Below are 25,910 nucleotides of genomic sequence, written 5' to 3' on the forward strand. Positions count from 1 at the left end.
AATTGTCAAACAAAGGAGTGTAATTCATTTGAAGATACGTCCGTATTTAATTACGAGAAGTCTGGTACCGGAAAATCAAGAAACACCGATTCACTTTTTGCGTCATGTGTTATTTGAAGATCGGTATTTTTTTCGACGTAACCATTTTCCATATCCATCGTCAGTCCATCAGTCCGTAATGATTAGCGGTTTGGTACAATCTTCCTTTTTCCTTTCTCTTGATCAACTGAAAAGAATGCCTTCAACAACGTTGATCGTCCCTTTGGAATGTGCTGGAAATCAACGGGCGAAGTTTACCCCTACTACCTTCGGAGAACAATGGGAGTCGGGGGCGATAAGTCAAGGAAAATGGACTGGAATTCCGCTAAAAGACATATTAACATTAGCGAAAATCCACAGGAAGGCAAAGGAAGTGATATTTATTGGAGCAGATTTCGGAACAAGGAATGATATGGACGGTCTTTTTCACTACGCAAGGAGTTTACCGCTTGATAAAGCAATGCACCCAGATACGATCATCGCTTATGAGTATAATGACTCCCCCCTTTCTTTGAAACGCGGATTTCCGTTTCGCCTCATTGTTCCACAATGGTATGCGATGGCATCGGTAAAATGGCTAAAATACATCATCGTAACGGATCAGACTTTTACAGGACCGTTTCAATCCATTGATTATGTTTATTATCCTCATCCAAACGATGATGAAGGAAAAATGTCCGTAACAACAATGAACGTAAACTCATTAATTCAATTTCCGCTTCCATACTCTCTCCATCGAGTTGGAACGATTTTGGTTACGGGGATCGCCTGGACTGGAGAAGGTATAATTCAAAAAGTAGAAGTCAGTGTAGATAATGGACAAACATGGAACAGAGCGACATTAAAACGTCTAAAGGAACGATATGCATGGGTGCAATGGGAGTGGAGATGGGAAGTTCACAAGAAAGGAGAATATACGATTTTAGCAAAAGCGACGGATTCCAGCGGCCGTACACAACCTTTCACTTCGATGTGGAACCGCAAAGGATATGGGTATAATGCGATCCAAAAGGTGCATATAAAAATCGAATAAATAAAACATGCAGCGGTTACTTTTTTGATTGATTAATGATTAACGACCGCTGCATGTTACCCCTTACTATATTTGGAGAAAGACATGGTACCATCCTTCCATGTTAGTTACGCGATATCGATGTGGCGATAGCGTACGCCTTTGTATTGAACGCGGACAGGGACCCCTTTTTCATGTTTGTATTTTTTCATAAGATTTTTTGCTTTTAAAAAGGCATCCATCATTCCTTCGGCAGCAATCGCTTCTTCCCAAACAACTGGTTTGGTTTGCTCTGTGTAAAAGGAAAAGACATACTGTTTCATTATTCTCACCTCCCGTTTATAATTATAAAGAAAAACTGTTTCTATTTAAATTATTTAAACATAGAAACTGTTACAATTATGTTAACATTTTCATTTGTTTTCAGCTCAAAGTGTCCCGTGATTTCAGTCAGCGGATCTTCATAAAACCCTTGTACCATGAGAAGCTGTTGAACAGCCGATCGTATCTCATAGTTTATTTTTCTCTCTGCTTCTTTATTTGATTTGGCAATCCGTATATAACCAATAAAGTTTAAGTCGTTTTTGCTTTATATATATGAATGTTAACCGGCAGTTTGGCCATATTTTTCTTCCTCCCTTCCCCTTCACGATATTCACTCATGGTTAAAACGTGCATTTTGGTTAAGGGAGGAAACAAATAAGTAGCATAAAAAACCGATACCGTTATTTGGTACCGGCTTTTTGTTTGTATTGTTGCAGGGCATTGATATACTCATCTTTGATCTTTTCTTTTTCTATACATAGCTGTTGCTGCAAAAAGTCAATCACCACTTGATCGTCCGCCAATCCCGCTGCGAATTGACGTTTGACAAACCGTTCCGCCTCTTCTTGGCTCGAAAACGATTGTACTTCCTGTTCTTGATGATAAACGCCCCATTTGTCATCGCTTGGATGAAAGAAAAACCATTGTCCTTGATGATTGGTAAAAAAGAACCCTTCTGTTTGATCTTTTGTATTGAGCTGGTTTTGTTCCACATCATGATATACCGGCGGAAGCGAGAACACATCGACGACAAAAAGCGGGAATGTTGTTTCATTAACAAAGCATCCGGATGCTTTCGGATGGCCTCCTCCTCCAAACTGTTTCGCAAACTCCGCAACATTCACGTTGTCGTGAATCGTTCGAAACCCAATATGTTTAGTACCGAGATTAACCATTGCGATTAAATCTAAATGTGGACAACGTTTGGATAATGCATTACCTAGTTCAGACATATGTTGTTCGGCAAAAACAATACCGACACAATAATCATCAAACCAGCGCTGGACAAGTTGTTTTTGTTTCATTCGGATGTAGCGCTGAATTTTCTTTTCTTCCATATCCAAAATAAGTTCTTCCGTTTCGGTTAAAGCAAATGGACCTCCTTCCGTTAACCGTTCACTCATGCGATCCCAAAATTCGTCCAGGCCTAAAATCGTCAGCAAATCATTTAGCCGCTTTGCCCGCGTGTTGTCTGTTTCTTCCCATTCCCATGTATCGTATTGGCGGACAAGCTCTACAAATTCATCGAGCGTTTCGTTTCGTTCCAGTTTTTGTTCACGGATTAAATATTCATAAAATAGCGAGGTTGCGCACGTTTTTTTGCCTTGTTCATCCGTTGGCTGCACCCACCCCCACGGATACTTATTAAAATGGAGGGCAGTGACATGGTGGTCGATAACTTGAACGTGTTTTCCTGCTTCAAATCGTTCCTCCAGTTTTTTCTCCACCTCTTCACTGACCGCCAGATCGGTAATAAATACACTTGCTTCGTTATGCTGTTCATCTTCAATAAATTGTTTCACTCGTTCATCTAAGTTACGGTAGGAACAAAATGATATGTTTACTTCTTTAAACGCAATTTTCGCCAACAGTCCGCACCCAATTCCGTCTAAATCACTGTCCGTAAACAATTTGATCATCGCCAATCCATCCTTTTCTTTATAAACTTTATAAACTTTTATACAATAGTTTTTTCAATAGCGGGAATAAGAAATCTGGAAGTTGCTCCACATTTGGAACAACAATGCTATGTTTTCCATAAATATTTCGAATCGTCTCTCTCTGTCCTTCGTCAATTTCACCATTGGCCAAAAAGACGTTAATCACTTCGATATGATGTTTGCGCGCTTCTAATACCGCTTCATGCGTATCGATAATACCGTTTTGTTCATAACCAAACGCCGCTGGTTCTCCGTCGGAAAACACCAATAGAAATTTTTGTTTTTCCGGCCGCTTTAAAAGTTGTTCCGTTATGATGCGAATCGCAAATCCGTCGCGATTATCTTCCTGGGCCTCCAGCTGCATAATCGCAGGGCCGCTTTCTTTTTTGTGTGATTGTGCAAATGAAATTACCGTTTGAAAATAGTTTGGCTGCTTCGTTTCCGTCGCCTCATTTGGATCTTCCCAAAATCCAACGATCTGATGGGGCACAAGCAACGATTTTAATGCTTCATGGAACAAAATAATACCGCGTTTCGTTTCTTCCATTTTGTCATACATCGACGCTGAACAATCGACTAGCAGCGTAAAAACGGCATCAATACGAGAAGATGGCTGATGTTTTTTATAAAACAAGCGCGGCTGTTCGTCTGTCCATAGACGAAGCAGTTTTTTATGCAGCCGGCCAAAATGTAAATCGGTGCGTGGAAGTGTCTTTTTATGTTCTAATGTTTTTTCCATCATTTGTTTTAATTTTTTTTGATATGGTAAAATATCGATTTTCTTTTGTTCATATTGTGCTATTTGTTCAGACGAAGGAGAAGTTGGAAAAAGAAAAATTGCTTCAGCATACCGGTTATCTTTCCCGTAGCGATCCCCTTTACCTGCTTGTTTGCTTTCCCGTTTCTGTTCATAGGCATTTAGCTTCCTATAATCGTTTCGATTCGATTTTCGCGCAGATCCTTGCACCATCGCAAGTGCTTGATCCCCGTCTTCGCCTTCACGCGCTCCATCTCCCAATAAATCGGTTCGCGAGCCTTGTTCAAGTTCAAAACGCAAGAAACTTTTCGTCATGTCACTCGTTTCACGGTGCCACGTTGGCAGTTCTTGATCATGGACATCTTCGTCCCCGCATTTTTCTTTATCCAAGATGTCACAGTTATTGAGCGGGTCGATCCGTTTTAAGTCTTCCAGCGTCAGTCCCATCTCTTCATTATAACTTTGTTCTGGTAAATAAAAATACGTGTTTAACATATCATTTTCCAATACGTCATCGAATGCTTCTGTAATCATCCACGTGATACGGGCCACTTCTTTCGTCGAAGCAGCGTCAAAAAATTGGGGAAGCGTCTGGCGAAGCCAAGGCATCATTCGGTCAATTGGCTCATGAATAACCGGAACGTCCTCTAGCGGCGAGTCGGATGTTAATAACAGATAGATAACAGAAAATAATGCATCCGTATATACGCTTCTTGTCAAATTGGCGTTCGTTTGACTGTAAAAATAACGGCGGTACACATCGCGGCGGATGCGAAACCATTTTTTCGTGCCAGGACGCTCTTTTTTACAAATTTCTTCAAGACGCAAATCTTCTGCTAGTGTAAATAGTTGTTTTGCAAAACTAGGGATCGATATGTTTTTCGTTTTGTTAAGAAATGCGGTGACTTCAGAAAAATCAGTATGAAAAAGCGTTCCGACGGCTCGCAAACAGACATCGCTTTTTAATCCGTTTTCTTTTTCTTCTTTCGGCCGATTGTCCCAAAAATGACTGACATATAATTTTCGATTTGGAAAGTCAATATAAGACTGAAAGCCGAACTCTACTTCCCAATCGCTATGTTTCGCTAACGTTTTCGCTAAATCGGACAGCTGCATAAACAAAAAGGAATCAATCTTTTTATCGTTAAATTGGATAAACCGCTCCATATTGGATCCCTCATTCTTCGAACAACGTTTCCGCGATGTTGCGCACCGCTGCTTTTTCACGGTCATCTTCCAGTTTTTCCACAATGCCGCGTTCAATGGCCCGAAGCGGCGGCAAATATACAGCTAAATCACAAGTATCGATCAGCGCCCGAATCGAAGCAGCTTCTTCGGAAATTTGCCCATTTTTTACTTGTGCAATTAAATCAGCGGATAACGTGACGAAGCGGTCGATGAGTGTTTCGTCTGTTAATGTAGTTTGTGCCAACAATACGGATTTTAATGTATCTCCTTGAATATACGGAACATCGATGACAACAAAACGGTTTTTTAACGCTTCGTTGAGCGGGACGGTGCCAACATATCCCTCGTTAATCGCAGCGATCACGCCAAATGTTTCTTTCGCTTTAACGACTTCTCCGGTAAACGGATTAGTAATCATTTTTCGATAGTCTAAGACACCGTTTAAAATCGGCAGCGTTTCCGGTTTAGCCATATTAATTTCGTCAATATATAATAAATGTCCTTTTGTCATCGCCTGAATGACAGGACCTGGGATAAACTCTATTTCTGCTTTTCCATCGTGATTTTGAATCGTTTTAAAGCCAAGCAGCGCTTCGGCATCTAAGTCAACAGAACAGTTCACACTATGCATCGGCTGTCCGAATATGGATGATAACGTTTCCGCCAGCTTCGTTTTTCCGGATCCCGTCGGTCCTTTCAATAAGACGTTTTTCCCAAGCGCAAGTGCAATGATAGCATCATATAGAATCGACTCATCGGAAGCGGTGTAACCGCCTTTTCCAATGAGATAGGCGTCTTCATCATTCGAAAATAGTTGGTTGCGATATTGAATAATTTCTTCAACTTTCTCTGGAAGTTTCACTAGTTGTCGTCCTTTCTTTCTTTATTTTGCATTACGGTTACTATTCTACTGAATGTCCTGTTTTCACGCAAAAAAGAGGCATTTGTAACTATAAAAATATTATGTAAATTAAAAAATGCAAAGAAAAATGGAGAGCCACCATCCTTTTATAATTATGATGCTCCCCGTCAGCTAAAATTATCTTCAATCGCCTTGCGAATGAGCGCTTGGCAGCGATCTAATTCCGCTTTTAATTGCCGTTTGTACAGCTTTGCTTTTTCATATCCGCCGTCCGCAAACCGATAATAGACAACTTCTTGATATTTCATTCCTTCTTTTTTCTGTTTCACTTGTTTTAGAATTCCGTCTTCAATAAGGTCATGTAACGCTTTATATACTTCTGAGTGGTTCGGTCTGTAGCCATATGGCTTAAACTCTTGACGCAGCAAGTCTAATATTTTTAATCCGTATAAACGTTCTTGTTCAGTTAATGTGATTAAATATAGTTTTAAAAACGCACGCTGTTTTAACAGAAAACCGCTTGGCGTTCTTTTTTCGCCCATGTTTTCTCCCTTCTTTCTTCTTTTTCTTTATTATAACAATTTCACTTATTGTGTGAAAATCTTTTTTATTTTCGGTTTTTTATTTAGAACATAGATTTATTAGTTCATTTAATGGAAAAGGAGGCGCATCTGCCCCCCCTCTTTTTTCGATCATACCTATTAATAAAAGACAATTGTTTTGTTTCCATGAATGATGACACGATCTTCCAAATGCCATTTTAAAGCTCGGGCAAGCACTGTTTTTTCAATAATCCTTCCCATTCGTTTTAAATCATCGGGATGGTGGCGATGGTCAACACGGGCAACATCTTGTTCGATGATCGGGCCTTCATCTAAATCATCGGTTACGTAATGCGAAGTTGCGCCAATTAGTTTCACGCCGCGCTCATACGCCCGTTCGTACGGTCTTGCTCCAACGAACGCCGGTAAAAAGGAATGATGAATGTTAATAATTCTTCCCGGAAATTCGGCGACAAACGCTGGGGATAAAATTTGCATATAGCGGGCGAGCACAATCGTATCCACTTCATATTTTTTTAGCAGCTCGATTTGCTTTTGCTCGGCTTCCGCTTTCGTTTCTTTCGTAACAGGAATATGGAAATATGGAATGCCAATCGATTCTACAGTGTTTCTGAGATGTTCATGATTGCTTATCACAAGCGCAATATCGGCAATTAATTCACCTGCTTGCCACTGCCATAATAACTCTAGTAAACAATGTTCTGCCTTGGAAACAAATATAGCAATTCGTTTGACATCATTATGTAAGCGAAGACGCCAATCCATATGAAACGACTCGGCGATCGGCTGAAAAGCGGATTCAATTTCTTGCTTTCGCAACGTGATATTCGGACAATCAAATTCGATTCTTAAGAAAAAGGTGCCACCTTCCGGATCGGTGGAATATTGACTGGATTCGACAATATTTGCGCCTTGTTCGTACAAAAACGATGTTACAGACGCGACGATACCTGGTTTATCCGGACATGAAATTAACAAACGAGCACGATTTTCATAGTTTTGTAGAAATGATTGCCATCGATGTTCGCGAAATGTATGCATGTGACTATCTTCCCCCTATACTATTCATTTAACCTTCATCATATAAAAAAACGGTCGGAATGCCAACCGTTTTTTATTTATTTTCCTTATCGTCCGCTTCAAATAAGGATAAATATTCCCCATATCCTTCTTTTTCTAAATCTTCTTTTGGAATAAAGCGTAATGCGGCAGAATTAATACAATAACGAAGACCGGTTGGCTCCGGACCGTCGTTAAAGACATGGCCCAGGTGAGAATCGGCTTTACGGCTTCGCACTTCCGTTCGAATCATCCCATGACTTAAATCGAGCTCCGTTTTAATATTTTCTGGATGAAGCGGCTTTGTAAAGCTTGGCCAGCCACAGCCTGCGTCAAATTGATCTTTCGTGCTAAAGAGCGGCTCCCCGGAAACAATATCTACATATATTCCTTCCCGTTTGTTATTCCAATATGGATTGTCAAACGGCGGTTCCGTCCCGTTTCGCTGCGTCACTTCAAATTGAAGAGGAGTCAGCTTTTTTCGCAACATTTCCTCTCGTTCTTTATCCCGCCAGTGTTCTTTCAAAAACGCATCGCGTCCTGAAGCGATATAATACATTTTATAGTGAAGAGGTCTTTTCTTATGATAGTTTTGATGATATTCTTCAGCCGGGTAAAATGTCGATGCAGGCAATATTTTTGTGACAATCGGTTTGGAGAAACGTCCGCTTTCTTCTAATTCTCGTTTTGATTTTTCAGCGAGTAGGCGCTGTTTTTCGTTATGATAAAAAATCGCTGTCCGATACGATTCACCACGGTCATGAAACTGTCCGCCGTCATCGGTCGGATCGATTTGGCGCCAGTAAATATCTAAAAGTTTTTCATATGGAAATACGTCAGGGTCAAACGTAATTTGTACTGCTTCGTAATGCCCTGTTGTTTGTGAACATACTTCCTCATACGTTGGATTTTCTTTATGGCCGCCTGTGTACCCGGATATAATGCTGATAATTCCAGGCTGTTCTTCAAATGGCGAAACCATGCACCAAAAACAGCCGCCCGCGAATGTCGCTAATTCATATCCCATCTGCTATCTCCCTCCTTATTTATTTATCATATCAAAAAAGACACCTTCCTCCAAACGGAAAGGTGTCTACCTACTACGTATCTAAATTACTTCGTTAAATCGCCAGCTGGACCGAAAAATTCGTAATGAATATTTTCGTCGGAAACGCCCCATTCTTTTAACGCATGATAGACCGTTTTCATAAATGGAGTCGGTCCACAGAAATAAAAATCTGCTTCTTTATTCGAGACAACGGATTGTATCCAAGGTAAATCAATGAATCCTTCTTTTCCGAAATAAGGATGTTTTCGGTCTTCTTCTGAAGGAGACTGATAGCAAACATGATACGAAAATGCTGGATGTTCCGCTAAGCGGCGCAAATCTTGATCGAACGCATGGACGTTTCCATTGATCGCTGCATGAATAAATGTTACTTGGCGATTAGGCTGACGCGAAACTGCCGTGCTTGCCATGCCCATCAGTGGCGTAATTCCGACACCGCCGCTAATGAGCACCACCGGTGTTTCTTTAGCCATATCGAGCGTGAAAACACCAAATGGTGCACTTAATTCAAGCACATCGCCTTCTTGAATATGATCATGCAAGTAATTCGAAACGATGCCGGCTGGTTTGTCTGCCGTTGCCGCTTCTCTTTTCACACTAATACGATAATAGCCTTTTCCTGGCGCATCGGATAAGCTGTATTGACGAATGTGGGTATATTGATCCCCTGGAATAGAAACTCTGACACTGACGTATTGTCCTGGTAAATACTCGCTAATTTCTCCTCCATCTTCAGGGACGAAATAAAACGATGTAATGACATCGCTTTCTTTTACTTTTTTCTGTACGATAAAGCGGCGGAAATCTTTCCATCCTCCACGTTTGGATGCGGCTTCTTCATACAATTGCGCTTCTACTTTGATAAATACATCGGCGATTATCTCATATGCTTCGGCCCATGCATTGATAATTTCGTCTGTCGCCGCCTCTTTAAGCACCTCTTTAATCGCAAGCAACAAATATTTTCCAACAATTGGATAATGCTCTGGTTTGATCCCTAAGCTGCAATGTTTATGAGCGATTTGTTGGACAACCGGCATAATCACTTCAAGCTGATCAATATATTTCGCTGCGTTGTAAACAGCTTGTGCAAGCGCCCGTTGTTGTCGTCCTTGTTTTTGGTTAGCATGGTTAAAAATATTGAGCAACTCTGGATGATTCGAGAACATGGTTTTATAAAACCACTTCGTAATTTGTTCTCCACGTTGTTCAAGTACTGGAACCGTTGATTTGATAATTTCAATTGTTTTTTGACTTAATTGTTTTGTTGTCGCGTTCATTTTTACCTCCCTCATAAAACATGTATTTTAAATACATCTTTAATTGAATCACGATTATTTCTTAAAAGCAATATTTTAAATACATCTTTAACAAATTGTTCACAATTTTTGTTGGAGGATGGATTATGATAGAATAGTGCTAAAGAAGCTAATATTAAAGGTGTGAAACAAATGCAGCTGACAAACTATACCGAATATGCTTTGCGTGTTCTTCTCTTTTTAGGAACACTTGAACCTGCAGAAAAAACCAATATTAAAGAAATTTCCAAGACATTTTCTATTTCAGAAAACCATTTAAGTAAAATCGTATATGAGCTTGGAAAATTAGGCTATATTGAAACGATACGCGGGCGGAACGGTGGAATTCGGTTAGCCAGAAAACCGGAAGAGATTCGAATTGGTACAGTCGTCCGCAACACGGAAGAAAATTTGTCGCTCGTCGAATGTTTTGCCGGGCATGGTAATCATTGCGTTCTAACCCCTGTTTGCCAGTTAAAGCGTGTGCTTCACGAAGCACTAGAATCATTTTTGCAAGTGCTAGATTCATACACATTAGCGGATTTGCTCAACAATAAACACCACTTACAGATGATTTTCCGCAAAGAAAAACAATAAGGAGCTGTCCCTCAAACAAAGAACAGCTCCTCTTTCATATTTTTTTAAAACAAAGACATACTACAATCAAAAATGATTTGTTTGTCACATTTCGTAAAATATATTAATATTAGAAAGGCATGAGAAAAACAAACAAGAATTAAAAGGAGGTCACAATGAAACACGTACAAGATGTATTACCACCTTATGTAAAAGTCCAAGATGGTGAACTCTGGTTAACAGAGGATGACCGCGAAAATTTAAAAATTAGCTATCGCATTAAAGACATTATTTTCTCTGAACGATCTGATTTCCAACATGTCATGATTTTGGATTCTTACGATTTCGGACGTATGCTCGTACTCGATGGAGTCGTGCAAACGACATCGATTGACGGTCACATTTATAATGAAATGATTTCTCACGTACCGCTTCAATTCCATCCATCGGCAAAAAAAGTGCTTATTATTGGCGGCGGAGACTGCGGTGCGGCTAGAGAAGTAGCAAAATATAAACATGTCGAAGAAATTCATATGGTTGAAATTGATGAAAAAGTAGTGCAATCTTGCAAAGAACATTTACAAGAAGTTTCCGGAAATTTATCCGATCCGCGAGTACAGTTTATTTATGATGATGGAGTTGCTTTTGTAAAAGAACGTGAAAGTGAATATGATGTGATTATTATCGACTCGTCTGACCCAGTTGGTCCGGCAGAAGCGCTCTTTTCGCGCGACTTTTATGCCAATGTCCGCCGAGCTTTAAAAGATGACGGATTGATGGTTTGCCAAAGTCAATCGCCAATTTTCCATTTAGACATTTTACGTCAAACGTATACAAATATTCGTGAATTGTTCCCGCATGTCCAAGTATACACAGCGACTGTGCCTACATATCCAGGAGGATTGTGGAGCTTTACCATCGGTTCAACAAAACCTCTTTCACTTCCGGAAAATACAACCATTCCATCAGATACGAAATATGTTAACGAAGGAATATTAAAACAATGCTTCCAACTTCCTCAATTTTTGAAAAAAGCGCTTGAAAAGTAAGGAAAGAGCAGTCTAACGACTGCTCTTTATTGTAAAGCACGGCCTGCCACGATCGAAACGGTAATATCATCGGATGGCGGATTATGTAATCCGGCGCGGACATCCCGGTAATGCCGCTGCAATGGATTTGTAGCAAATAAACTTTTTCCCCCGACGATACGCATGGCCAAATCAACGACATTGACAGCGGTATTGGTTGCAATATATTTTACGGTTGCTAATTCTTCTTTCATTTGTGCCCGTTTCTCTGGGTAACGGTCCCATTGATCGGCAATAGAATACATAAAATGCCGTGCTGCCATTAAATGGATATCCATTTGCGCGATTTTTCTCTGCACTTCCGGCACTTCTGCAATCGGATGAGAAAGACTATTTGGCTGATACGTTTTTGCGAATGCGATCGCCTCATTGCGTGCGGCGATGGCAATTCCTAAATAACAAGCGGGGATGTGTAAAAGCCATCCTTGGGCATGATTTTTTGCTTTTGGCAAACTAAGCATTTCAACAAGTGCTTCTTCTTCCACTTCCACATTTTCTAAAATAACATCATCGCTTCGTGTCGCTCTCATGCCAAGCGTATCCCACGTTTTTTCAATTTTTAACCCCTCCGCTGTTTTCGGAATCAGAAAGTTTCCGACTTCTCCTGTTCCTTGAATAGTTGCGGATACGATAAAGTAATCAAGGGCCGGGGCTAGGGAAGTGAACGTTTTTCGACCGGAAATCACCCAACGGCCGCCGCGGTGTTCCGCGGTTGTTTCCGGTTTTCCGCCGCGAGCAGGACTTCCGGTCGCTTCTTCGGAATGTGCGCTATTTAATAAAACTTGCTTTTCCACAACTTCGCGGCAAATTTGTTCAAAAACGGATAACGGCCATTTTTTCGTCTCTGCAAGGTTCATGATAATTCCTAAATGCCAGCCGAGCGATAACGCCGTCGCTCCGTCCCCTTGGGCGATTGTTTCCTGAATAAGCAAAAATTCATAAAGGGAAATTTCTTCACCGCCATATGATTTAGGAACAGTAAGGGAAAGAAAGTGCGCTTCTTTTAAATCATCGAAATTCTCAAACGGAAATTCGGCATGTTCATCATGCCATCTAGCGCGCTTTTGAAATCGCTCAGCAAGCTTCCGTGCCCGTTCGTACAAGTTTCGCTCCCGCTCTGTGCGAAGAAATAAATGATATAGTTCGTTCATAAGTCTCCCCTTCTTTTTCCATTATGGTTTTATTGTACAATGTATGAAGCGGGGATGGAAACAATATGCAATTAAAGAATGAATAAGTGACGAACATCACGGTCATCATGACGGTGATAAAATTCGTTTTTTGTATGGTCATATATATACTCTTGCTTCCACTTGTCTTCGTGACGCACAATATGGCGGATCGCCCGAATGATATGGTATATATCTTCATTTGTCATGATTGGATGAACTGAAATACGAACCCATCCAGGTTTGGTTAATAAGTTTCCGTGTTCAACTTCCGTCATGATTTTTTTCGACTGCTCTTTGTCAATTCCAAGCAAATAATGGCCGTACGGACCAGCACATGAACAACCGCCGCGCACTTGAATGCCAAAACGGTCGTTCAAAAGCTTTACGACTAAATTGTAATGCATTCCTTCAATAATAAATGATACGATGCCAAGTCGGTCTTCCCGGTGCCCTTCTAAAACATGAACGCGCGGTATTTGCTTTAAATGGGATAAAAGAAGTGTTGTTAATTCTTTTTCCCGCTTCAAGATGCGCTCAACACCCATTTTTTCTTTCAATTTAACGGCCAGCGCTGCTTTTATCGTTTGTAAAATCGGTGGTGTTCCCCCGTCTTCCCGAGTTTCAATGTCTTTAATATATTTATAGTTTCCCCACGGATCGGTCCATATGACTGTCCCTCCTCCAGGATGATCAGGGATGCGGTTTTGATACAGTCTCGCATCAAAAATAAGTACACCAGCACTTCCCGGTCCTCCTAAAAACTTATGCGGCGAAAAATAAATGCCATCTAATTTTTCTAACGGGTCATCAGGATGCATGTTGATGGAGACGTATGGAGCGGAGGCAGCAAAATCAACAAAGCAAATCCCTTCATGTTCGTGTATCATTTTTGCTAATTGATGATACGGAGTTTGAATACCTGTTACATTGGAACATGCGGTAAAGGCGCCGATTTTCAGCGGGCGATGCGCGTATGTTTGCAATAATTGCTGGAAATGCTCCAAATCCACATCCCCATTTACAGTCGGGCGAATCGTAACCACTTCTCCAATGGTTTCTGCCCATGATAATAAATTAGAATGATGTTCCATATGTGTGACGAAAATAACGGGACGCTTCTCATCAGGAAGCTCAAGCTGTAATTTCCACTGTTCCGGCACCCTTAAGCCAAGCAGCCGCTGTAGTTTATTTACCGCGCTAGTCATCCCCGATCCTTCCATAATAATGACATCATGTTCATCCGCATGAACATGGTGTTTAATCAATTCTTTTGCATATTGGTATGCCAACGTCATTTTTGTGCTCGTCATGTTTGATTCGGTATGCGTATTGGCAACAAATGGGCCAAGTTCCTCTGTTATTTTTTGTTCAATCGGCGCATACAAACGGCCACTTGCTGTCCAATCAGCATAAATCATTCTCTGTTGTCCAAACGGAGTGGAAAATGTCACATTTGTCCCAATCGTTGCTTCACGAAACGGTTGAAAATACGTTTCCAACTCTCCGCGGCATGTAAATGTCATCTCGCCGATGGTTGCTTTAATTTCCACGAACACACCCTCCTTTCCTCTAATATATTCATACAGTATGTAGCCGCGAAAAATTGGTCAATAAAAAAGCTGCCTAGTCTTGCTAGACAGCTCCATTGGTTATTCATTTTTCGCTGCTTCTTTCGATTCGGAAATCATGTATTGTTCCAGCTGCTTTCTTAAATCATCTGGAATTGGCTCACTTTTTTGCGTTTCAAAGTTAAAGTAAACGGTCGTTGCTTCCCCTAGCGCAATTAACGTTCCCGTCTTTTCGTCTAAAATACGATGAACGAGTTGGAAACTTTTATTTCCGATTTTTGAAACGTTTGTTTCGATTTTTAATCGTTGGCCGAAAAACGCTTGATTGATGAAATCGCATTTTGTCGAAGCAAGGATAAACCGCCATCCTTTTAAATCGCTGCCAGATCCTAATTCTTCAAACATGCGAATGCGCGCTTCTTCGAGATAAATAAAATAGCTTGTATTGCTGACGTGCCCAAGCGCATCCGTTTCACAAAAACGAATGTTTACGGTCGTGGTATGAGTTGCCATAAAACTTTCCCCCTACTTTCAATTGACTAGTCAGTATGTTGTTTTTATCATAGCTGTATTTTTTTGTTGATTCAACTATTTTTTTGTTTTGATTGATTATTTAGCACATAGTTTTATTTATTAATAATGGGCAGCGATAGTCGAATATGCTGAAATGCTTTTAATAAAAAACGCAACGACATCGATGGAAACGTCGATCGATGTCGTTACGCGAAAAAGGCCGGTGCAATTAGATAAGCAATTACCGATAATATTCCGCACAATAGCGAAATACGCAATTTGTATTTCGCATAACTCATTAAATCTAAGTCCATAACCGACGCGGTTGTAATGGTGGTATCGCCTAACGGAGATGCGAAAGCGCCAAACGTTCCACTTGCAAATACCGCTCCGATCGTCATCGCTAGCGGCGCTCCTGTTGCTGCCGCTAACGTTACGCCAAGCGGCATAAAAATCCCCCATGTTCCCCATGATGTGCCGATAAAATAAGAAACAAACGAACCGATGACAAATACAGCAGCGGGAACGACTTCTTTCGGAAGCCATGTCCCAAACGTCGATGAAATATAAGCGGAAAACCCTAATTCATCTGCGGTCAGTGATACTGCCCAAACGAGAAGAAGCATTCCAATTGGTGCCATTAATTGATTGCCACCGTCAAAAAAATGATAAATCAGTTCATGTAACGGTTGCCGCCTGATGAGATAAAATACGGCCGTTGCAATGATCGTTACAAACAATGCCATTAACATCGCCAGCGTCGCATCGGCTCGTGAAAATGCATCGAAAAAGGTAACAGCCCCATTTTTTATCCCGCTGTACCAAAAGAAAAAAAACGTCAGCACAAGCACAAGAAAAAGCGGAAAAAACAAATGAAACGGTTCCCCTTCTACTAACGTCAACTCTTTCTGCAGCCCCAATTGGTGAAACTGATTCGTTTTTTCTTTTTCCCTCTTTTTCTCATTTCTTCCAATCCTCACATTCATAAATGTGTTCATCAATCCAACAAAAAGCGCGATAATGGCAAAAAAGTTGTACGGCAAGCTTGCTAAAAAAAGATGATAAGCTGATTTATGGATTCCATTTTGCTCGAGTGCTCCCGCTACTACCGACGTCATAAACCCAACAAACGCCGTCGCAGCGGGAAGAAGAACGATAATCGGTTCTGTTGACACATCAATCATATACGCCATTCTCCGTCTGTCAATACGAAACCTTCCAAGGATGGATTTCATCACAGGGCTGAGCAACATAATACGAAACATCGGCGTAAAAAAGGTGAACGGAACCGTAAGCCATATAAATAACAACAGCCTTCGCCTCGAATGAAGCTTTTCGCCAATCCATTGCACAAATCCTTTAATTCCTCCTGTAATCTGAATCATGCCAATTAATGAACCAAATAAATATAAAAACGCAACTACTTTCATGTGCTCTAAATCACTGATCGTTTTTAAAAGCGTGGCTACCGCTCGCTCGATTGTGGCAAGGACGCTTCTTTCCAAACAAAATGCGCCAATGATTAATCCGATGACAAGCCCAGGAAGAATCTCTTTGAGCCAAATCGCAATCGGAATGATAACTAGAAACGGCAATAAAGACAACCACGTTCCTTCCATCCAATTCACCACCTTCATCGTTACAAGGATAGCCATAATGACAAAAAATTATTATTGTTTAATGTTGGTTATTTAGCACATAGTTTTATTAGATATAAATATAAAAAAGAAGCGAACACTTGCGAGATGGCAAGTGTTCGCTTACTTCCTTCTTGCAAAATCAACAAAACGAAATTTATCAAGGCGATGGCGCGACTCCGTATATTGAAATAACGTGGCGTCATCTAAATAGACGAAATTTTTTACAACCACAACATGGTCATAGCCGTTTAAATCTAAATATTTTCGATCCTCGTCATTGACTTTATCGACAAACATTTCTTTTTTCGCAAAACTGATTTTCAGTTTTAACTGTTTCTCCAAATATTCATAAATCGAATCTTCACATATTTCCCGCGTCAACGTCGGAACATATTTTTTATGAAAAAAATCTTTGTCTAAAATGATTCGTTCTCCCTCAATTTCACGGGAACGAATGACTTTCCATATTTCATCTTTGCTTGTCGCGTGCAAATGCCGCTTTAAATATGGATCTGGTTTAATTACTTCCAACTCATTTACGATCGTTTTTACAGACTGTTTCATGTTTTGGGCCAATTCTTTAAAACTCACTAGCCCAGATACCGGAAAATCGTATTTGCCAACATCCAAAACGATCGAGCCTTTTCCTTTCATTTTTTGGATATAACCATGTTCGGATAGTAAATTGAGTGCTTTGCGAATCGTCTCTCTCGATGTGTTATATCGTTCGGCAAGTTCGTTTTCTGACGGCAGTTTATCGTACGGTTTCCAATGTCCTTGACGAATTTTTTCCACAAGATCGTGATAAATGGATAAATATTTATTTTCATACATTTCGCTCACCGACATGTATTGTATCACGATTTGGTCAAGTAATAAACAATCGATTCGTACGGGCGAAGCGATATTGTCCGAAAATCGCTTGATGAATCATCATAGTTAGAAAGCAATATTTCGCTCGAATAGCCGCTTACATCGACGTCATCAGGCAATATGAACGTCGTTTCTCTTCCGTAAAAATTATTCACAACAAGCAGTTTTTCATTCTCTCCGTTTCGCAAATAAGCGAAAATATCCGGATGATCTTCAAGCAACAGCTGATAATCTCCAGTCGTAACTATGTCGTATTGTTTACGAAGTTGAATGAGCCGTTGATAATGATAGAAAATCGATGTCGGATCTTCCAGCGCTTTTTTCACGTTAATCTGTTTATAGTTCGGCGCAACGCGAATCCAAGGTGTACCTGTCGTAAATCCGGCATGTTCGCTGTCGTCCCATTGCATCGGCGTCCGAGAATTGTCGCGCGATTTCCGTTTTAAAATTTCGAGCACTTCTTGTTCACTTTTTCCTTGTTCTTGCAAAATGCGATACATATTGAGCGACTCAACATCGCGATAATCTTCAATCCGCTCGAATTTCGGGTCGGTCATGCCGATTTCTTCTCCTTGGTAAATATATGGAGTCCCTTGCATCATATGAATGACCGTTGCCAGCATTTTCGCCGATTCTTTATGATATTTTCCATCATCGCCGTACCGCGATACAATCCGCGGCTGGTCATGGTTGCACCAAAAGAGCGCATTCCAGCCGCCGCCTTTATGCATCTTGACTTGCCATTCCGATAAAATTCGCTTTAGTGCAAGAAAATCGAAATCGGCGACTGCCCATTTTTCCCCATTCGGATAATCGACCTTTAAATGATGGAAATTAAACGTCATATTTAACTCGCGGCGATTTGGATTTGTATATTTGATGCAATGGTCAATGGTTGTGGATGACATTTCCCCGACCGTCATAATATCGTATTTTGAAAATACTTCCCGGTTCATCTCTTGCAAAAATTCATGAATGCGCGGTCCGTCGGTGTAAAACTTGCGGCCGTCTCCCGGTGGCACCGAGCCGTCATCATCAAGAAATCGTTGATCTTTCGATAATAAGTTAATGACATCTAAACGGAACCCATCCACTCCTTTTTGGAACCAAAAATGCATCATGTCATAAATGCGGCGGCGCATCTCTTCGTTTTCCCAGTTTAAATCCGCTTGTGTCACGTCAAATAAATGCAAATAATATTGCCCTGTTTTCTCATCGTATTCCCATGCCGAACCGCCAAACTTCGACTGCCAGTTCGTTGGGGCGGTTCCGTCTGGTTTTGGATCCCGCCAAATATAAAAATCACGATATGGATTATCTTTCGATGTACGTGCCTGCTTAAACCATTCATGTTCCGTCGACGTATGATTGACAACCATATCCATGATCAACTTCATGCCGCGCCGATGCACTTCTTCCAACAATCGATCAAAATCTTCCATCGTGCCATACTCATCGTGAATTTGAAAATAGTCACTAATATCATAACCATTGTCACGCTGCGGCGACTTGTAAATCGGCGTCAGCCAAATCACATCCACACCAAGCAGTTTCAAATAATCGAGTTTTTCGATAATTCCTTGCAAATCACCAATTCCATCACCATTTGTGTCCTTAAAGCTTTTTGGATAAATTTGATACACGATCGCTTTTTTCCACCATGGCTGTTGTTTCATTGTCGCTATCACCTCGTTCTATTATAGATAAAAAGATAAAAACGATACCATTGGCGGATGTTCACCAATGGTATGTTTTGTTGATTATTTAGAACATAGTTTTATAATTACATATTCGTTAACGATTTTCTTTACGGAACTTGCCGAATACAAACGTTAAGATAAACGGTACGATGATGGCGATTGCCATTCCGATAAAGAATGGTACCCACTTTTGCGGTACGATTGATAAAAACCCTGGCAAGCCGCCAACGCCAATCGATGGCGCGATGACTTTATTCAGCGTAATAAACATTCCGGCAATCGCTGCACCGGTCATCGCCGAAATGAACGGATAACGGAAGCGCAAGTTTACCCCAAACATCGCTGGTTCAGTAATGCCGAGATAGGCAGATACCGCGGATGTGAAGGAAAGACCTTTTAACTTTTCATCCTTTGAAACAAACATCATCGCTAATGCCGCAGAACCTTGGGCAATGTTTGACATAACAAGGATTGGCCATAAGAACGTACCGCCTGTGCTTGCAATCAACTGCAAGTCGACCGGTAAAAACGTATGATGCATTCCCGTAACAACGAGCGGCGCATATAATGCTCCGTACAAAAAGCCGCCAATTGCTGGAACGTTATCAAAAATGCTAACAAATACATGTGTAATCGCATTTCCGATCGCAAACGTAATCGGTCCGATTGCAATAAATGCTAAAAAGCCCGTAATTAATAATGCAAGCGGTGCAACAAGCAACAATTGAAACGCATCCGGTATACGTTTAAGCAAAAATTGCTCAATTTTCGCAAGAACATAAGACGCTACAAGCACCGGCAGCACTTGGCCTTGATATCCGACTTTTTGTACTTCAAATCCGAATAAATTCCAAATAGGAATTTCTCCTTTTTCTTTCGCTGCTCCCCATCCCCATGCATTTAACAAATCAGGATGGACAAGCATCAAACCAAGCACAATCCCCAAAAGTGGGCTGCCGCCAAATCTCTTAACCGCCGACCAACCAATAAGACCTGGCAAGAAGACGAACGCCGTATTTGCAATAAGGTTAATCATGCTAGCAAGATCTGCCCATTCTTTATGAACTTCGACAAACGATTTGCCTTCGTAAAAAATACCCGGACCTGTTAAGATGTTGTTAATCCCCATCAACAAACCAGCAGTCACAATCGCCGGCAAAATCGGGATAAAAATATCTGCTAATGTTTTAATGGCTCGTTGCAGCGGATTTAACTTCGCTTCTGCCGCATCTTTAATCTCTTGTTTTGTCGCTCTTCCGATTCCAGTCATTTCCACCATTTCGTTATATACTTTATCGACAAGTCCTTGTCCAATAACCACTTGAAATTGACCGTTCGCGGAAAATGAACCTTTTACAATATCAATGCTTTCTAATTTCTCTTTATCGACTTTCCCCTCATCTTTCAACGCAAAACGCAAACGCGTGACACAATGAGTGGCGGCAACAATATTTTCTTTTCCACCAATTGCTTCGACAATTTTAGCAACCGATTGTTCATATGCCCCCATAAGGAAACCTCCCCGATCTTTTTTCTAAAAAACGAAATTCATTTAACCGCTTTCAGGAATCGCTTTCAAAAAAACTTGTATATACAAGTCAATTTTATTCTAACCTGTATATACAAGTTCGTCAACATTTATTTTCGACATTTTTTGTTACTTTTTCTCTAACTATCACTTCTTTTGTTATATTTTGTAAATTAGCAGGAAAATAAATGATTGATTTGGAAATAAACATATAGCGATTTTGATAGAGAAAGGATGAACAAAACAAGATGAAATCATACACACTAAAGGAAGCGGCAAAAAAAGTGAAAGTCGCTCCGCGAATCTTAAAAGAATGGGAAAAAGAATTTGCACAATACATTACAATTCCGCGGACAAAACAGGGGGCACGCATTTATAACGATGCATTACTGGAGCAATTTGCAAAAATTAAACAATGGTTTGCTGAGGAAAAAACGAAACAAGAGATCATTCAATATTTACAGGCAGAACAACAGAAACAAAACGTTGGATTGGAAACAACGGTAATGGAAGGAGAGGTGATTGATATTCCGCGCCCTTTACGCCATGATACTTATTACATAGCCGAACAAGTGGCGAGGACAATGAAAGAGGAAATCGTTGGCGAGCTCAAAAAAGAAACGACGGAAGTGTTAGAGCAAGCAATGAAAGAAATGAAGTTATACGTGGACGAAATTCGCGAAAACTCCGTATCTACCAAACAAGAAATCCATGACTCACTAACGCAATATACAAAAACATTGCAGCAAGAAACGGAAGAAATTCATGAACATCTCGAAAACGTCGTTACATTTTTACAGGAAGAAAAAGCGAAGCGGGAACAAGAACGAAAGCTCTATGAAGAACAAATCATGGAGCGCGAAAAAGCGTTTCGCGAGCTCGTTGTTTCCTTCCGCCAAGCAGCGACAAACACTAACACGAAGCGTTCGAATAAGTGGTGGAAATTTTGGTAAAACAAAACTCGGCATATTTGCCGAGTTGTTTTTTGACTTATTCCATCTCCTCTTTTCCTAACATGTTAGATGGTTGTTTCCATATATCCATGATGGCCCCCGCTTCATCACTATCGATAATAAAGGAGCCATTGCTGTAACGATCCGCAGCGCGCAGCGAAGCGGTGGAAACCGTCTCGGTTACGCCCGCATCGGTGCGAATAAACAATACATCATCGTCCCCTTCCGTTAAAACAGAAGCGACGATGCGGTGCGGATTTGTTTTTAACTCACGAAGCATGACAACTCCACGTTTAGCGCGCGATGTTTTTTCAAATTCACTTAACGGCATTTTTTTCACGGCTCCCCGTTGTGTCGCGATCACTAAATACATGTGTTCTTCCTTCCCGATTGGATGCGCGGAAACAACATAATCTCCTTCTTTTAAATTAATTCCTTTCACACCAGCAGCGCGCACGCCAACCGTGCTTATTTCCGCTTCATCAAACCATAATCCGTATCCTTGATTCGTTACAAGCAATAGGCTTTGTTGTCCATCCGTCACGTAGACGTGCAGGACTTCATCATCTTCTTTTACATTCATTGCGACAAGCGGGCGCGTATACCGCTGGACTTTATATTGCGCCAGCTCCGTTCGTTTCACCATGCCTCGTTTGGTGACAAAAATAAGGCTTAATGAGTCATCAAACTGTTTGACAGGAACAGCGGCAATAATTTCATCATTCCGATCGAGCGGGATCAAATTGGAAATATGCTGACCGACATCTTTCCAACGAATATCTGGCAGTTCATAAACAGGACAGTACAAGTAATTTCCTTGGCGAGTAAACAACAACAGCACATCGGTCGTGTTCATTTCCATTAGCGAAAGCAGCCGATCGGATTCTTTCATGCCGAAATCCTGACCGTTCGAAGCGCTGTATGAACGGTAGCTCGTTCGTTTCACATATCCTTCTTTCGTCACCGTGACAATCACGTCTTCTGCTGGAATCATCACTTCCAAATTAATTTTAATTTCTTCTATTTCATCTTCAATTACCGTTCTTCGTTCATCGGCATATTGCTTCTTCATCGCTTTTAATTCTTTTTTAATAACCGCAAGCAATTTCTTTTCATCATTTAAAATAGCGGTCAGTTCTTGAATCGTTTTTTCCAACTGTTCCGCTTCTTGTTTTAATGCGGTAATATCCGTGTTCGTTAAACGATATAGTTGCAGCGATACAATCGCTTCCGCTTGTGCTTCGGTGAACTCATATTTCGCCATTAAGTTGTCTTTGGCGTCGCGCTTATCACGAGAAGCACGAATGGTCGCAATCACTTCATCTAAAATCGATAAAGCTTTCATTAAGCCTTCGACAATATGCTGGCGCTCATGCGCTTTTTTCAACTCATATTGCGAGCGGTTCGTCACGACCTCTTTTCGATGCTCAATGTATGCGTCCAACAGTTCTGGAAGGCTTAGCAGTTTCGGATGACGTTTATGAATGGCGACCATATTAAAATTGTACGGTACTTGCAAATCGGTATTTTTATATAAATAATTTAAAATTCCCTCCGCATCGGCATCTTTTTTTAGTTCAATCACAATGCGTAGTCCGGTGCGGTCCGTTTCATCGCGAACATCGGAAATGCCGTCTAGCTTTTTATCGAAACGAAGCTCATCTATTTTTTTGACGAGATTCGCTTTATTTACTTCATACGGAAGCTCCGTGATGATAATTTGCTTTTTCCCACCTTTTGCTTGTTCAATCACCGCTTTTCCGCGAATAATAATTTTTCCTTTTCCCGTTTCATACGCTTTTTTAATGCCGTCTTTCCCTTGAATAATGCCTCCGGTTGGGAAATCAGGACCATGCAGCACCGTCATCAGCTCATCAACGGTGCAGTTCGGCTTGTCGATGCGCATAATCACCGCATCAATCACTTCACCTAAATGGTGCGGTGGAATTTCGGTTGCATATCCCGCCGAAATGCCGGTAGAGCCGTTGACTAATAAATTCGGAAACATCGCCGGCAGCACGACCGGTTCTTTCGTCGTATCATCAAAGTTCGGGACAAAATCGACGGTCTGTTTTTCAATATCACGCAACAATTCCGAGGCAATCGCCGACAAACGCGCTTCGGTATACCGCATCGCTGCTGGCGGATCGCCGTCAATGCTTCCGTTATTTCCATGCATTTCAATTAATACATTGCGCAGCTTCCAATCTTGGCTCATCCGCACCATCGCATCATAGACGGACGAATCTCCGTGCGGATGAAAATTTCCGATGACGTTCCCGACCGTTTTTGCCGCCTTGCGAAACGGTTTGTCCGCCGTATTTCCATCGATGTACATTGCATATAAAATGCGGCGCTGTACCGGCTTTAACCCATCCCGAACATCGGGAAGCGCGCGCTCTTGAATAATATATTTACTATAGCGGCCAAAGCGGTCGCCAAGCACATCCTCAAGCGCCAAATCTAGCAACCTTTCTGCCATCAATAATCCCCTCCTGCAACAAATACATGCTCATTGTCTAAAATATTTGGGTCGTCCTCTAATCCGAATGCGACGTTTGCTTCAATCCATTTTCTGCGCGGTTCGACTTTATCGCCCATCAATGTTGTTACGCGGCGCTCCGCCCGGGCCGCATCTTCAATCCGCACGCGAATAAGCGTGCGCGTTTCTGGATTCATGGTCGTTTCCCATAATTGATCGGCGTTCATTTCGCCAAGCCCTTTATAGCGCTGTATGGTATAACCTTTGCCGAACTTTTTCACGATTTCTTTTAATTGTTCATCCGTCCACGCGTATTCGACGATTTCTTTTTTTCCTGTACCTTTGCTAATTTTATATAGCGGCGGCAGGGCAATATATACTTTTCCCGCTTCGATGAGCGGCCGCATGTACCGATAAAAAAACGTTAAAAGCAACACTTGAATGTGCGCGCCATCCGTGTCCGCGTCCGTCATAATAATCACTTTGTCATAGTTAATGTCATCAAGCGAAAAATCCGGTCCGACTCCCCCGCCGATCGCATGGATAATCGTATTGATTTCTTCGTTTTTCAAAATGTCAGCAAGCTTCGCTTTTTCTGTGTTAATCACTTTTCCGCGCAGCGGCAATACCGCCTGAAAACGGCGGTCGCGCCCTTGTTTCGCCGAACCGCCTGCCGAATCCCCTTCGACTAAATATAATTCGTTTTTCTTCGGATTGCGCGATTGCGCCGGCGTCAATTTTCCGCTTAATACCGTTTCCTTTCCTTTTCGCTTCTTCCCGCTTCTCGCTTCCTCGCGCGCTTTTCGAGCCGCTTCCCGCGCTTGATATGCCCGAATGGCTTTTTTGATCAGCATCGTGCTAATATCAGGGTTTTCTTGCAAAAAGTACGTTAAATGTTCCGATACGACCGCATCAACGGCTGAACGGGCTTCGCTTGTTCCTAGCTTTCCTTTCGTCTGCCCTTCAAACTGCAACAGGTGTTCCGGAATTCTTACCGATACGATGGCGGACAACCCTTCGCGAATATCCGATCCTTCCAAGTTTTTATCTTTTTCTTTTAACAGCCCCATCTTACGCGCATATTCATTAAACACGCGCGTCATCGCCGTTTTGGCGCCCGCTTCATGCGTGCCGCCATCTTTCGTGCGCACGTTGTTCACGAATGAAAGCACGTTTTCCGAATAGCCGTCGTTAAATTGAAAAGCAAATTCGACTTCAATGCCGTTTTGCTCCCCTTCAAAATAAACGACAGGATGGAGAACATCTTTGTCTTCATTTAAATATTCAACAAATGCCTCAATCCCGTTTTCATAATAAAACATATCGCGCATGCCGGTCCGCTCGTCGATGAGCTCGATCTTTAGCCCTTTTAACAAAAACGCAGATTCGCGCAAACGTTCGCTTAACGTTTCGTAGTTAAACGTTGTCGTGCTGAAAATGGTCGGATCTGGCTTAAATTGAATGATTGTGCCTGTTTTGTTGGTTGTCCCGATTTTTTCTAGTGTTGTAACCGGTTTTCCTCCGTGTTCGAAACGTTGTTGATAGATAAAACCGTCACGATGGATCGTCACCACAAGCCATTCCGACAAAGCGTTGACCACCGATGCGCCGACTCCGTGCAAGCCGCCGCTCGTTTTATACCCGCCTTGCCCGAATTTGCCGCCGGCATGCAAAACCGTTAAAATCACTTCCGGCGTCGGCTTGCCAAGCTTATGCATTCCCGTCGGCATGCCGCGCCCTTCGTCAAGTACGGTAATGCTGTTATCTTTATGTATTTTTACGAGAATATAATTTCCGTACCCCGCTAACGCTTCATCAACGGAATTGTCGACAATTTCATAGACAAGATGATGCAGACCGCGGCTGTCGGTGCTGCCGATATACATTCCCGGCCGCCTCCGCACCGCTTCGAGTCCTTCTAATACTTGAATCGCATCATCGTTATATTCATATACGGATTGTTTTGTCACATGCATTCCCCTTTC

The 25,910-nt window shown here is 41.6% G+C and carries 21 protein-coding genes; 4 read left to right on the top strand and 17 right to left on the bottom strand.

The annotated features are described in order from the left end of the window. Positions 1-28: 28 nt before the first annotated feature. A complete protein-coding gene (locus tag QSJ37_RS02650; protein WP_285753490.1) occupies positions 29-1,072 on the top strand; it encodes a sulfite oxidase in 1,044 nt (347 codons plus the stop codon). 107 nt (positions 1,073-1,179) lie between these two features. Here QSJ37_RS02650 and QSJ37_RS02655 read toward each other — a convergent pair whose 3' ends face one another. From QSJ37_RS02655 to hmpA, 8 genes are all read right to left on the bottom strand, one after another. Next, positions 1,180-1,374, bottom strand: coding sequence for a hypothetical protein (locus tag QSJ37_RS02655; RefSeq protein WP_285753492.1), 195 nt, complete (start codon positions 1,372-1,374; stop codon positions 1,180-1,182). Positions 1,375-1,776: 402 nt separating this feature from the next. Beyond that, the gene (locus tag QSJ37_RS02660; protein ID WP_285753494.1) at positions 1,777-3,015 is read right to left on the bottom strand and encodes a DHH family phosphoesterase; all 1,239 of its coding nucleotides are present in this window, start codon (positions 3,013-3,015) and stop codon (positions 1,777-1,779) included. A 28-nt stretch (positions 3,016-3,043) separates the two neighbouring features. Further along, entirely contained in the window at positions 3,044-4,960 is a 1,917-nt protein-coding gene (locus QSJ37_RS02665; RefSeq protein ID WP_285753496.1) for a vWA domain-containing protein, read from the bottom strand. 10 nt (positions 4,961-4,970) lie between these two features. Next, positions 4,971-5,843: an ATP-binding protein gene (locus QSJ37_RS02670; protein ID WP_285753498.1), complete on the bottom strand. Its 873-nt coding sequence runs from the start codon at positions 5,841-5,843 to the stop codon at positions 4,971-4,973. Positions 5,844-6,010: 167 nt separating this feature from the next. Continuing rightward, on the bottom strand, positions 6,011-6,385 hold the full coding sequence (locus tag QSJ37_RS02675; protein WP_015863876.1) for a replication termination protein: 375 nt from the start codon (positions 6,383-6,385) through the stop codon (positions 6,011-6,013). A 159-nt stretch (positions 6,386-6,544) separates the two neighbouring features. Next, complete coding sequence (gene purU, locus QSJ37_RS02680; protein WP_285753503.1) at positions 6,545-7,447, bottom strand: formyltetrahydrofolate deformylase; 903 nt, start codon at positions 7,445-7,447, stop codon at positions 6,545-6,547. 73 nt (positions 7,448-7,520) lie between these two features. Next, entirely contained in the window at positions 7,521-8,492 is a 972-nt protein-coding gene (gene msrB, locus QSJ37_RS02685) for a peptide-methionine (R)-S-oxide reductase MsrB (protein ID WP_015863874.1), read from the bottom strand. A gap of 86 nt (positions 8,493-8,578) precedes the next feature. Next, entirely contained in the window at positions 8,579-9,814 is a 1,236-nt protein-coding gene (gene hmpA / locus QSJ37_RS02690) for an NO-inducible flavohemoprotein (protein ID WP_285753506.1), read from the bottom strand. A 171-nt stretch (positions 9,815-9,985) separates the two neighbouring features. On the opposite strand from hmpA, the gene QSJ37_RS02695 reads away from it, so the two are divergent. Further along, complete coding sequence (locus QSJ37_RS02695) at positions 9,986-10,429, top strand: Rrf2 family transcriptional regulator (RefSeq protein ID WP_285753508.1); 444 nt, start codon at positions 9,986-9,988, stop codon at positions 10,427-10,429. A 155-nt stretch (positions 10,430-10,584) separates the two neighbouring features. Continuing rightward, on the top strand, positions 10,585-11,457 hold the full coding sequence (gene speE, locus QSJ37_RS02700; protein ID WP_285753510.1) for a polyamine aminopropyltransferase: 873 nt from the start codon (positions 10,585-10,587) through the stop codon (positions 11,455-11,457). A gap of 26 nt (positions 11,458-11,483) precedes the next feature. Here the strand turns inward: speE and QSJ37_RS02705 are convergent, their stop codons facing one another. The 7 genes from QSJ37_RS02705 to treP form a co-directional block, all read right to left on the bottom strand. Next, on the bottom strand, positions 11,484-12,647 hold the full coding sequence (locus QSJ37_RS02705) for an acyl-CoA dehydrogenase family protein (RefSeq protein ID WP_285753512.1): 1,164 nt from the start codon (positions 12,645-12,647) through the stop codon (positions 11,484-11,486). Between the two features lie 71 nt (positions 12,648-12,718). After that, a complete protein-coding gene (locus QSJ37_RS02710) occupies positions 12,719-14,218 on the bottom strand; it encodes an aminotransferase class V-fold PLP-dependent enzyme (protein WP_483313574.1) in 1,500 nt (499 codons plus the stop codon). 99 nt (positions 14,219-14,317) lie between these two features. Further along, positions 14,318-14,749 carry an acyl-CoA thioesterase gene (locus QSJ37_RS02715; RefSeq protein ID WP_285753514.1) on the bottom strand — a complete coding sequence of 144 codons (432 nt, stop codon included), beginning with the start codon at positions 14,747-14,749 and terminating at the stop codon, positions 14,318-14,320. Between the two features lie 206 nt (positions 14,750-14,955). Further along, positions 14,956-16,368 carry a Na+/H+ antiporter NhaC family protein gene (locus QSJ37_RS02720; RefSeq protein ID WP_285753517.1) on the bottom strand — a complete coding sequence of 471 codons (1,413 nt, stop codon included), beginning with the start codon at positions 16,366-16,368 and terminating at the stop codon, positions 14,956-14,958. A 141-nt stretch (positions 16,369-16,509) separates the two neighbouring features. Continuing rightward, positions 16,510-17,223: a trehalose operon repressor gene (gene treR / locus QSJ37_RS02725; RefSeq protein ID WP_285753518.1), complete on the bottom strand. Its 714-nt coding sequence runs from the start codon at positions 17,221-17,223 to the stop codon at positions 16,510-16,512. A gap of 23 nt (positions 17,224-17,246) precedes the next feature. Further along, positions 17,247-18,938 (bottom strand): alpha,alpha-phosphotrehalase, encoded by a 1,692-nt coding sequence (gene treC, locus QSJ37_RS02730; protein ID WP_285753520.1) that lies wholly within the window; start codon positions 18,936-18,938, stop codon positions 17,247-17,249. 118 nt (positions 18,939-19,056) lie between these two features. Further along, positions 19,057-20,472: a PTS system trehalose-specific EIIBC component gene (gene treP, locus QSJ37_RS02735; protein WP_285753522.1), complete on the bottom strand. Its 1,416-nt coding sequence runs from the start codon at positions 20,470-20,472 to the stop codon at positions 19,057-19,059. 266 nt (positions 20,473-20,738) lie between these two features. Between treP and QSJ37_RS02740 the strand changes: the two genes are divergently transcribed. Next, a complete protein-coding gene (locus QSJ37_RS02740) occupies positions 20,739-21,443 on the top strand; it encodes a MerR family transcriptional regulator (RefSeq protein WP_285753524.1) in 705 nt (234 codons plus the stop codon). 37 nt (positions 21,444-21,480) lie between these two features. On the opposite strand, the gene parC is transcribed toward QSJ37_RS02740, so the two are convergent. Both parC and parE read right to left on the bottom strand, forming a co-directional pair. Beyond that, a complete protein-coding gene (gene parC, locus QSJ37_RS02745) occupies positions 21,481-23,925 on the bottom strand; it encodes a DNA topoisomerase IV subunit A (protein ID WP_285753526.1) in 2,445 nt (814 codons plus the stop codon). Next, positions 23,925-25,895 carry a DNA topoisomerase IV subunit B gene (gene parE, locus QSJ37_RS02750; protein ID WP_285753528.1) on the bottom strand — a complete coding sequence of 657 codons (1,971 nt, stop codon included), beginning with the start codon at positions 25,893-25,895 and terminating at the stop codon, positions 23,925-23,927. The genes parC and parE overlap by 1 nt, the downstream gene beginning before the upstream one ends. Positions 25,896-25,910 lie beyond the last annotated feature (15 nt).

The sequence above is a fragment of the Parageobacillus sp. G301 genome, from assembly GCF_030268025.1.
GTDB lineage: Bacteria > Bacillota > Bacilli > Bacillales > Anoxybacillaceae > Parageobacillus_B > Parageobacillus_B toebii.

What these genes read in the sequence shown, in the direction of transcription:
- QSJ37_RS02655 (WP_285753492.1), bottom strand. Translation starts at nt 1,374, where the DNA reads ATGAAACAGTATGTCTTTTCCTTTTACACAGAGCAAACCAAACCAGTT.
- QSJ37_RS02660 (WP_285753494.1), bottom strand. Translation starts at nt 3,015, where the DNA reads ATGATCAAATTGTTTACGGACAGTGATTTAGACGGAATTGGGTGCGGA.
- QSJ37_RS02665 (WP_285753496.1), bottom strand. Translation starts at nt 4,960, where the DNA reads ATGGAGCGGTTTATCCAATTTAACGATAAAAAGATTGATTCCTTTTTG.
- QSJ37_RS02675 (WP_015863876.1), bottom strand. Translation starts at nt 6,385, where the DNA reads ATGGGCGAAAAAAGAACGCCAAGCGGTTTTCTGTTAAAACAGCGTGCG.
- purU (WP_285753503.1), bottom strand. Translation starts at nt 7,447, where the DNA reads ATGCATACATTTCGCGAACATCGATGGCAATCATTTCTACAAAACTAT.
- msrB (WP_015863874.1), bottom strand. Translation starts at nt 8,492, where the DNA reads ATGGGATATGAATTAGCGACATTCGCGGGCGGCTGTTTTTGGTGCATG.
- hmpA (WP_285753506.1), bottom strand. Translation starts at nt 9,814, where the DNA reads ATGAACGCGACAACAAAACAATTAAGTCAAAAAACAATTGAAATTATC.
- QSJ37_RS02695 (WP_285753508.1), top strand. Translation starts at nt 9,986, where the DNA reads ATGCAGCTGACAAACTATACCGAATATGCTTTGCGTGTTCTTCTCTTT.
- speE (WP_285753510.1), top strand. Translation starts at nt 10,585, where the DNA reads ATGAAACACGTACAAGATGTATTACCACCTTATGTAAAAGTCCAAGAT.
- QSJ37_RS02705 (WP_285753512.1), bottom strand. Translation starts at nt 12,647, where the DNA reads ATGAACGAACTATATCATTTATTTCTTCGCACAGAGCGGGAGCGAAAC.
- QSJ37_RS02715 (WP_285753514.1), bottom strand. Translation starts at nt 14,749, where the DNA reads ATGGCAACTCATACCACGACCGTAAACATTCGTTTTTGTGAAACGGAT.
- QSJ37_RS02720 (WP_285753517.1), bottom strand. Translation starts at nt 16,368, where the DNA reads ATGGAAGGAACGTGGTTGTCTTTATTGCCGTTTCTAGTTATCATTCCG.
- treR (WP_285753518.1), bottom strand. Translation starts at nt 17,223, where the DNA reads ATGTATGAAAATAAATATTTATCCATTTATCACGATCTTGTGGAAAAA.
- treC (WP_285753520.1), bottom strand. Translation starts at nt 18,938, where the DNA reads ATGAAACAACAGCCATGGTGGAAAAAAGCGATCGTGTATCAAATTTAT.
- treP (WP_285753522.1), bottom strand. Translation starts at nt 20,472, where the DNA reads ATGGGGGCATATGAACAATCGGTTGCTAAAATTGTCGAAGCAATTGGT.
- QSJ37_RS02740 (WP_285753524.1), top strand. Translation starts at nt 20,739, where the DNA reads ATGAAATCATACACACTAAAGGAAGCGGCAAAAAAAGTGAAAGTCGCT.
- parC (WP_285753526.1), bottom strand. Translation starts at nt 23,925, where the DNA reads ATGGCAGAAAGGTTGCTAGATTTGGCGCTTGAGGATGTGCTTGGCGAC.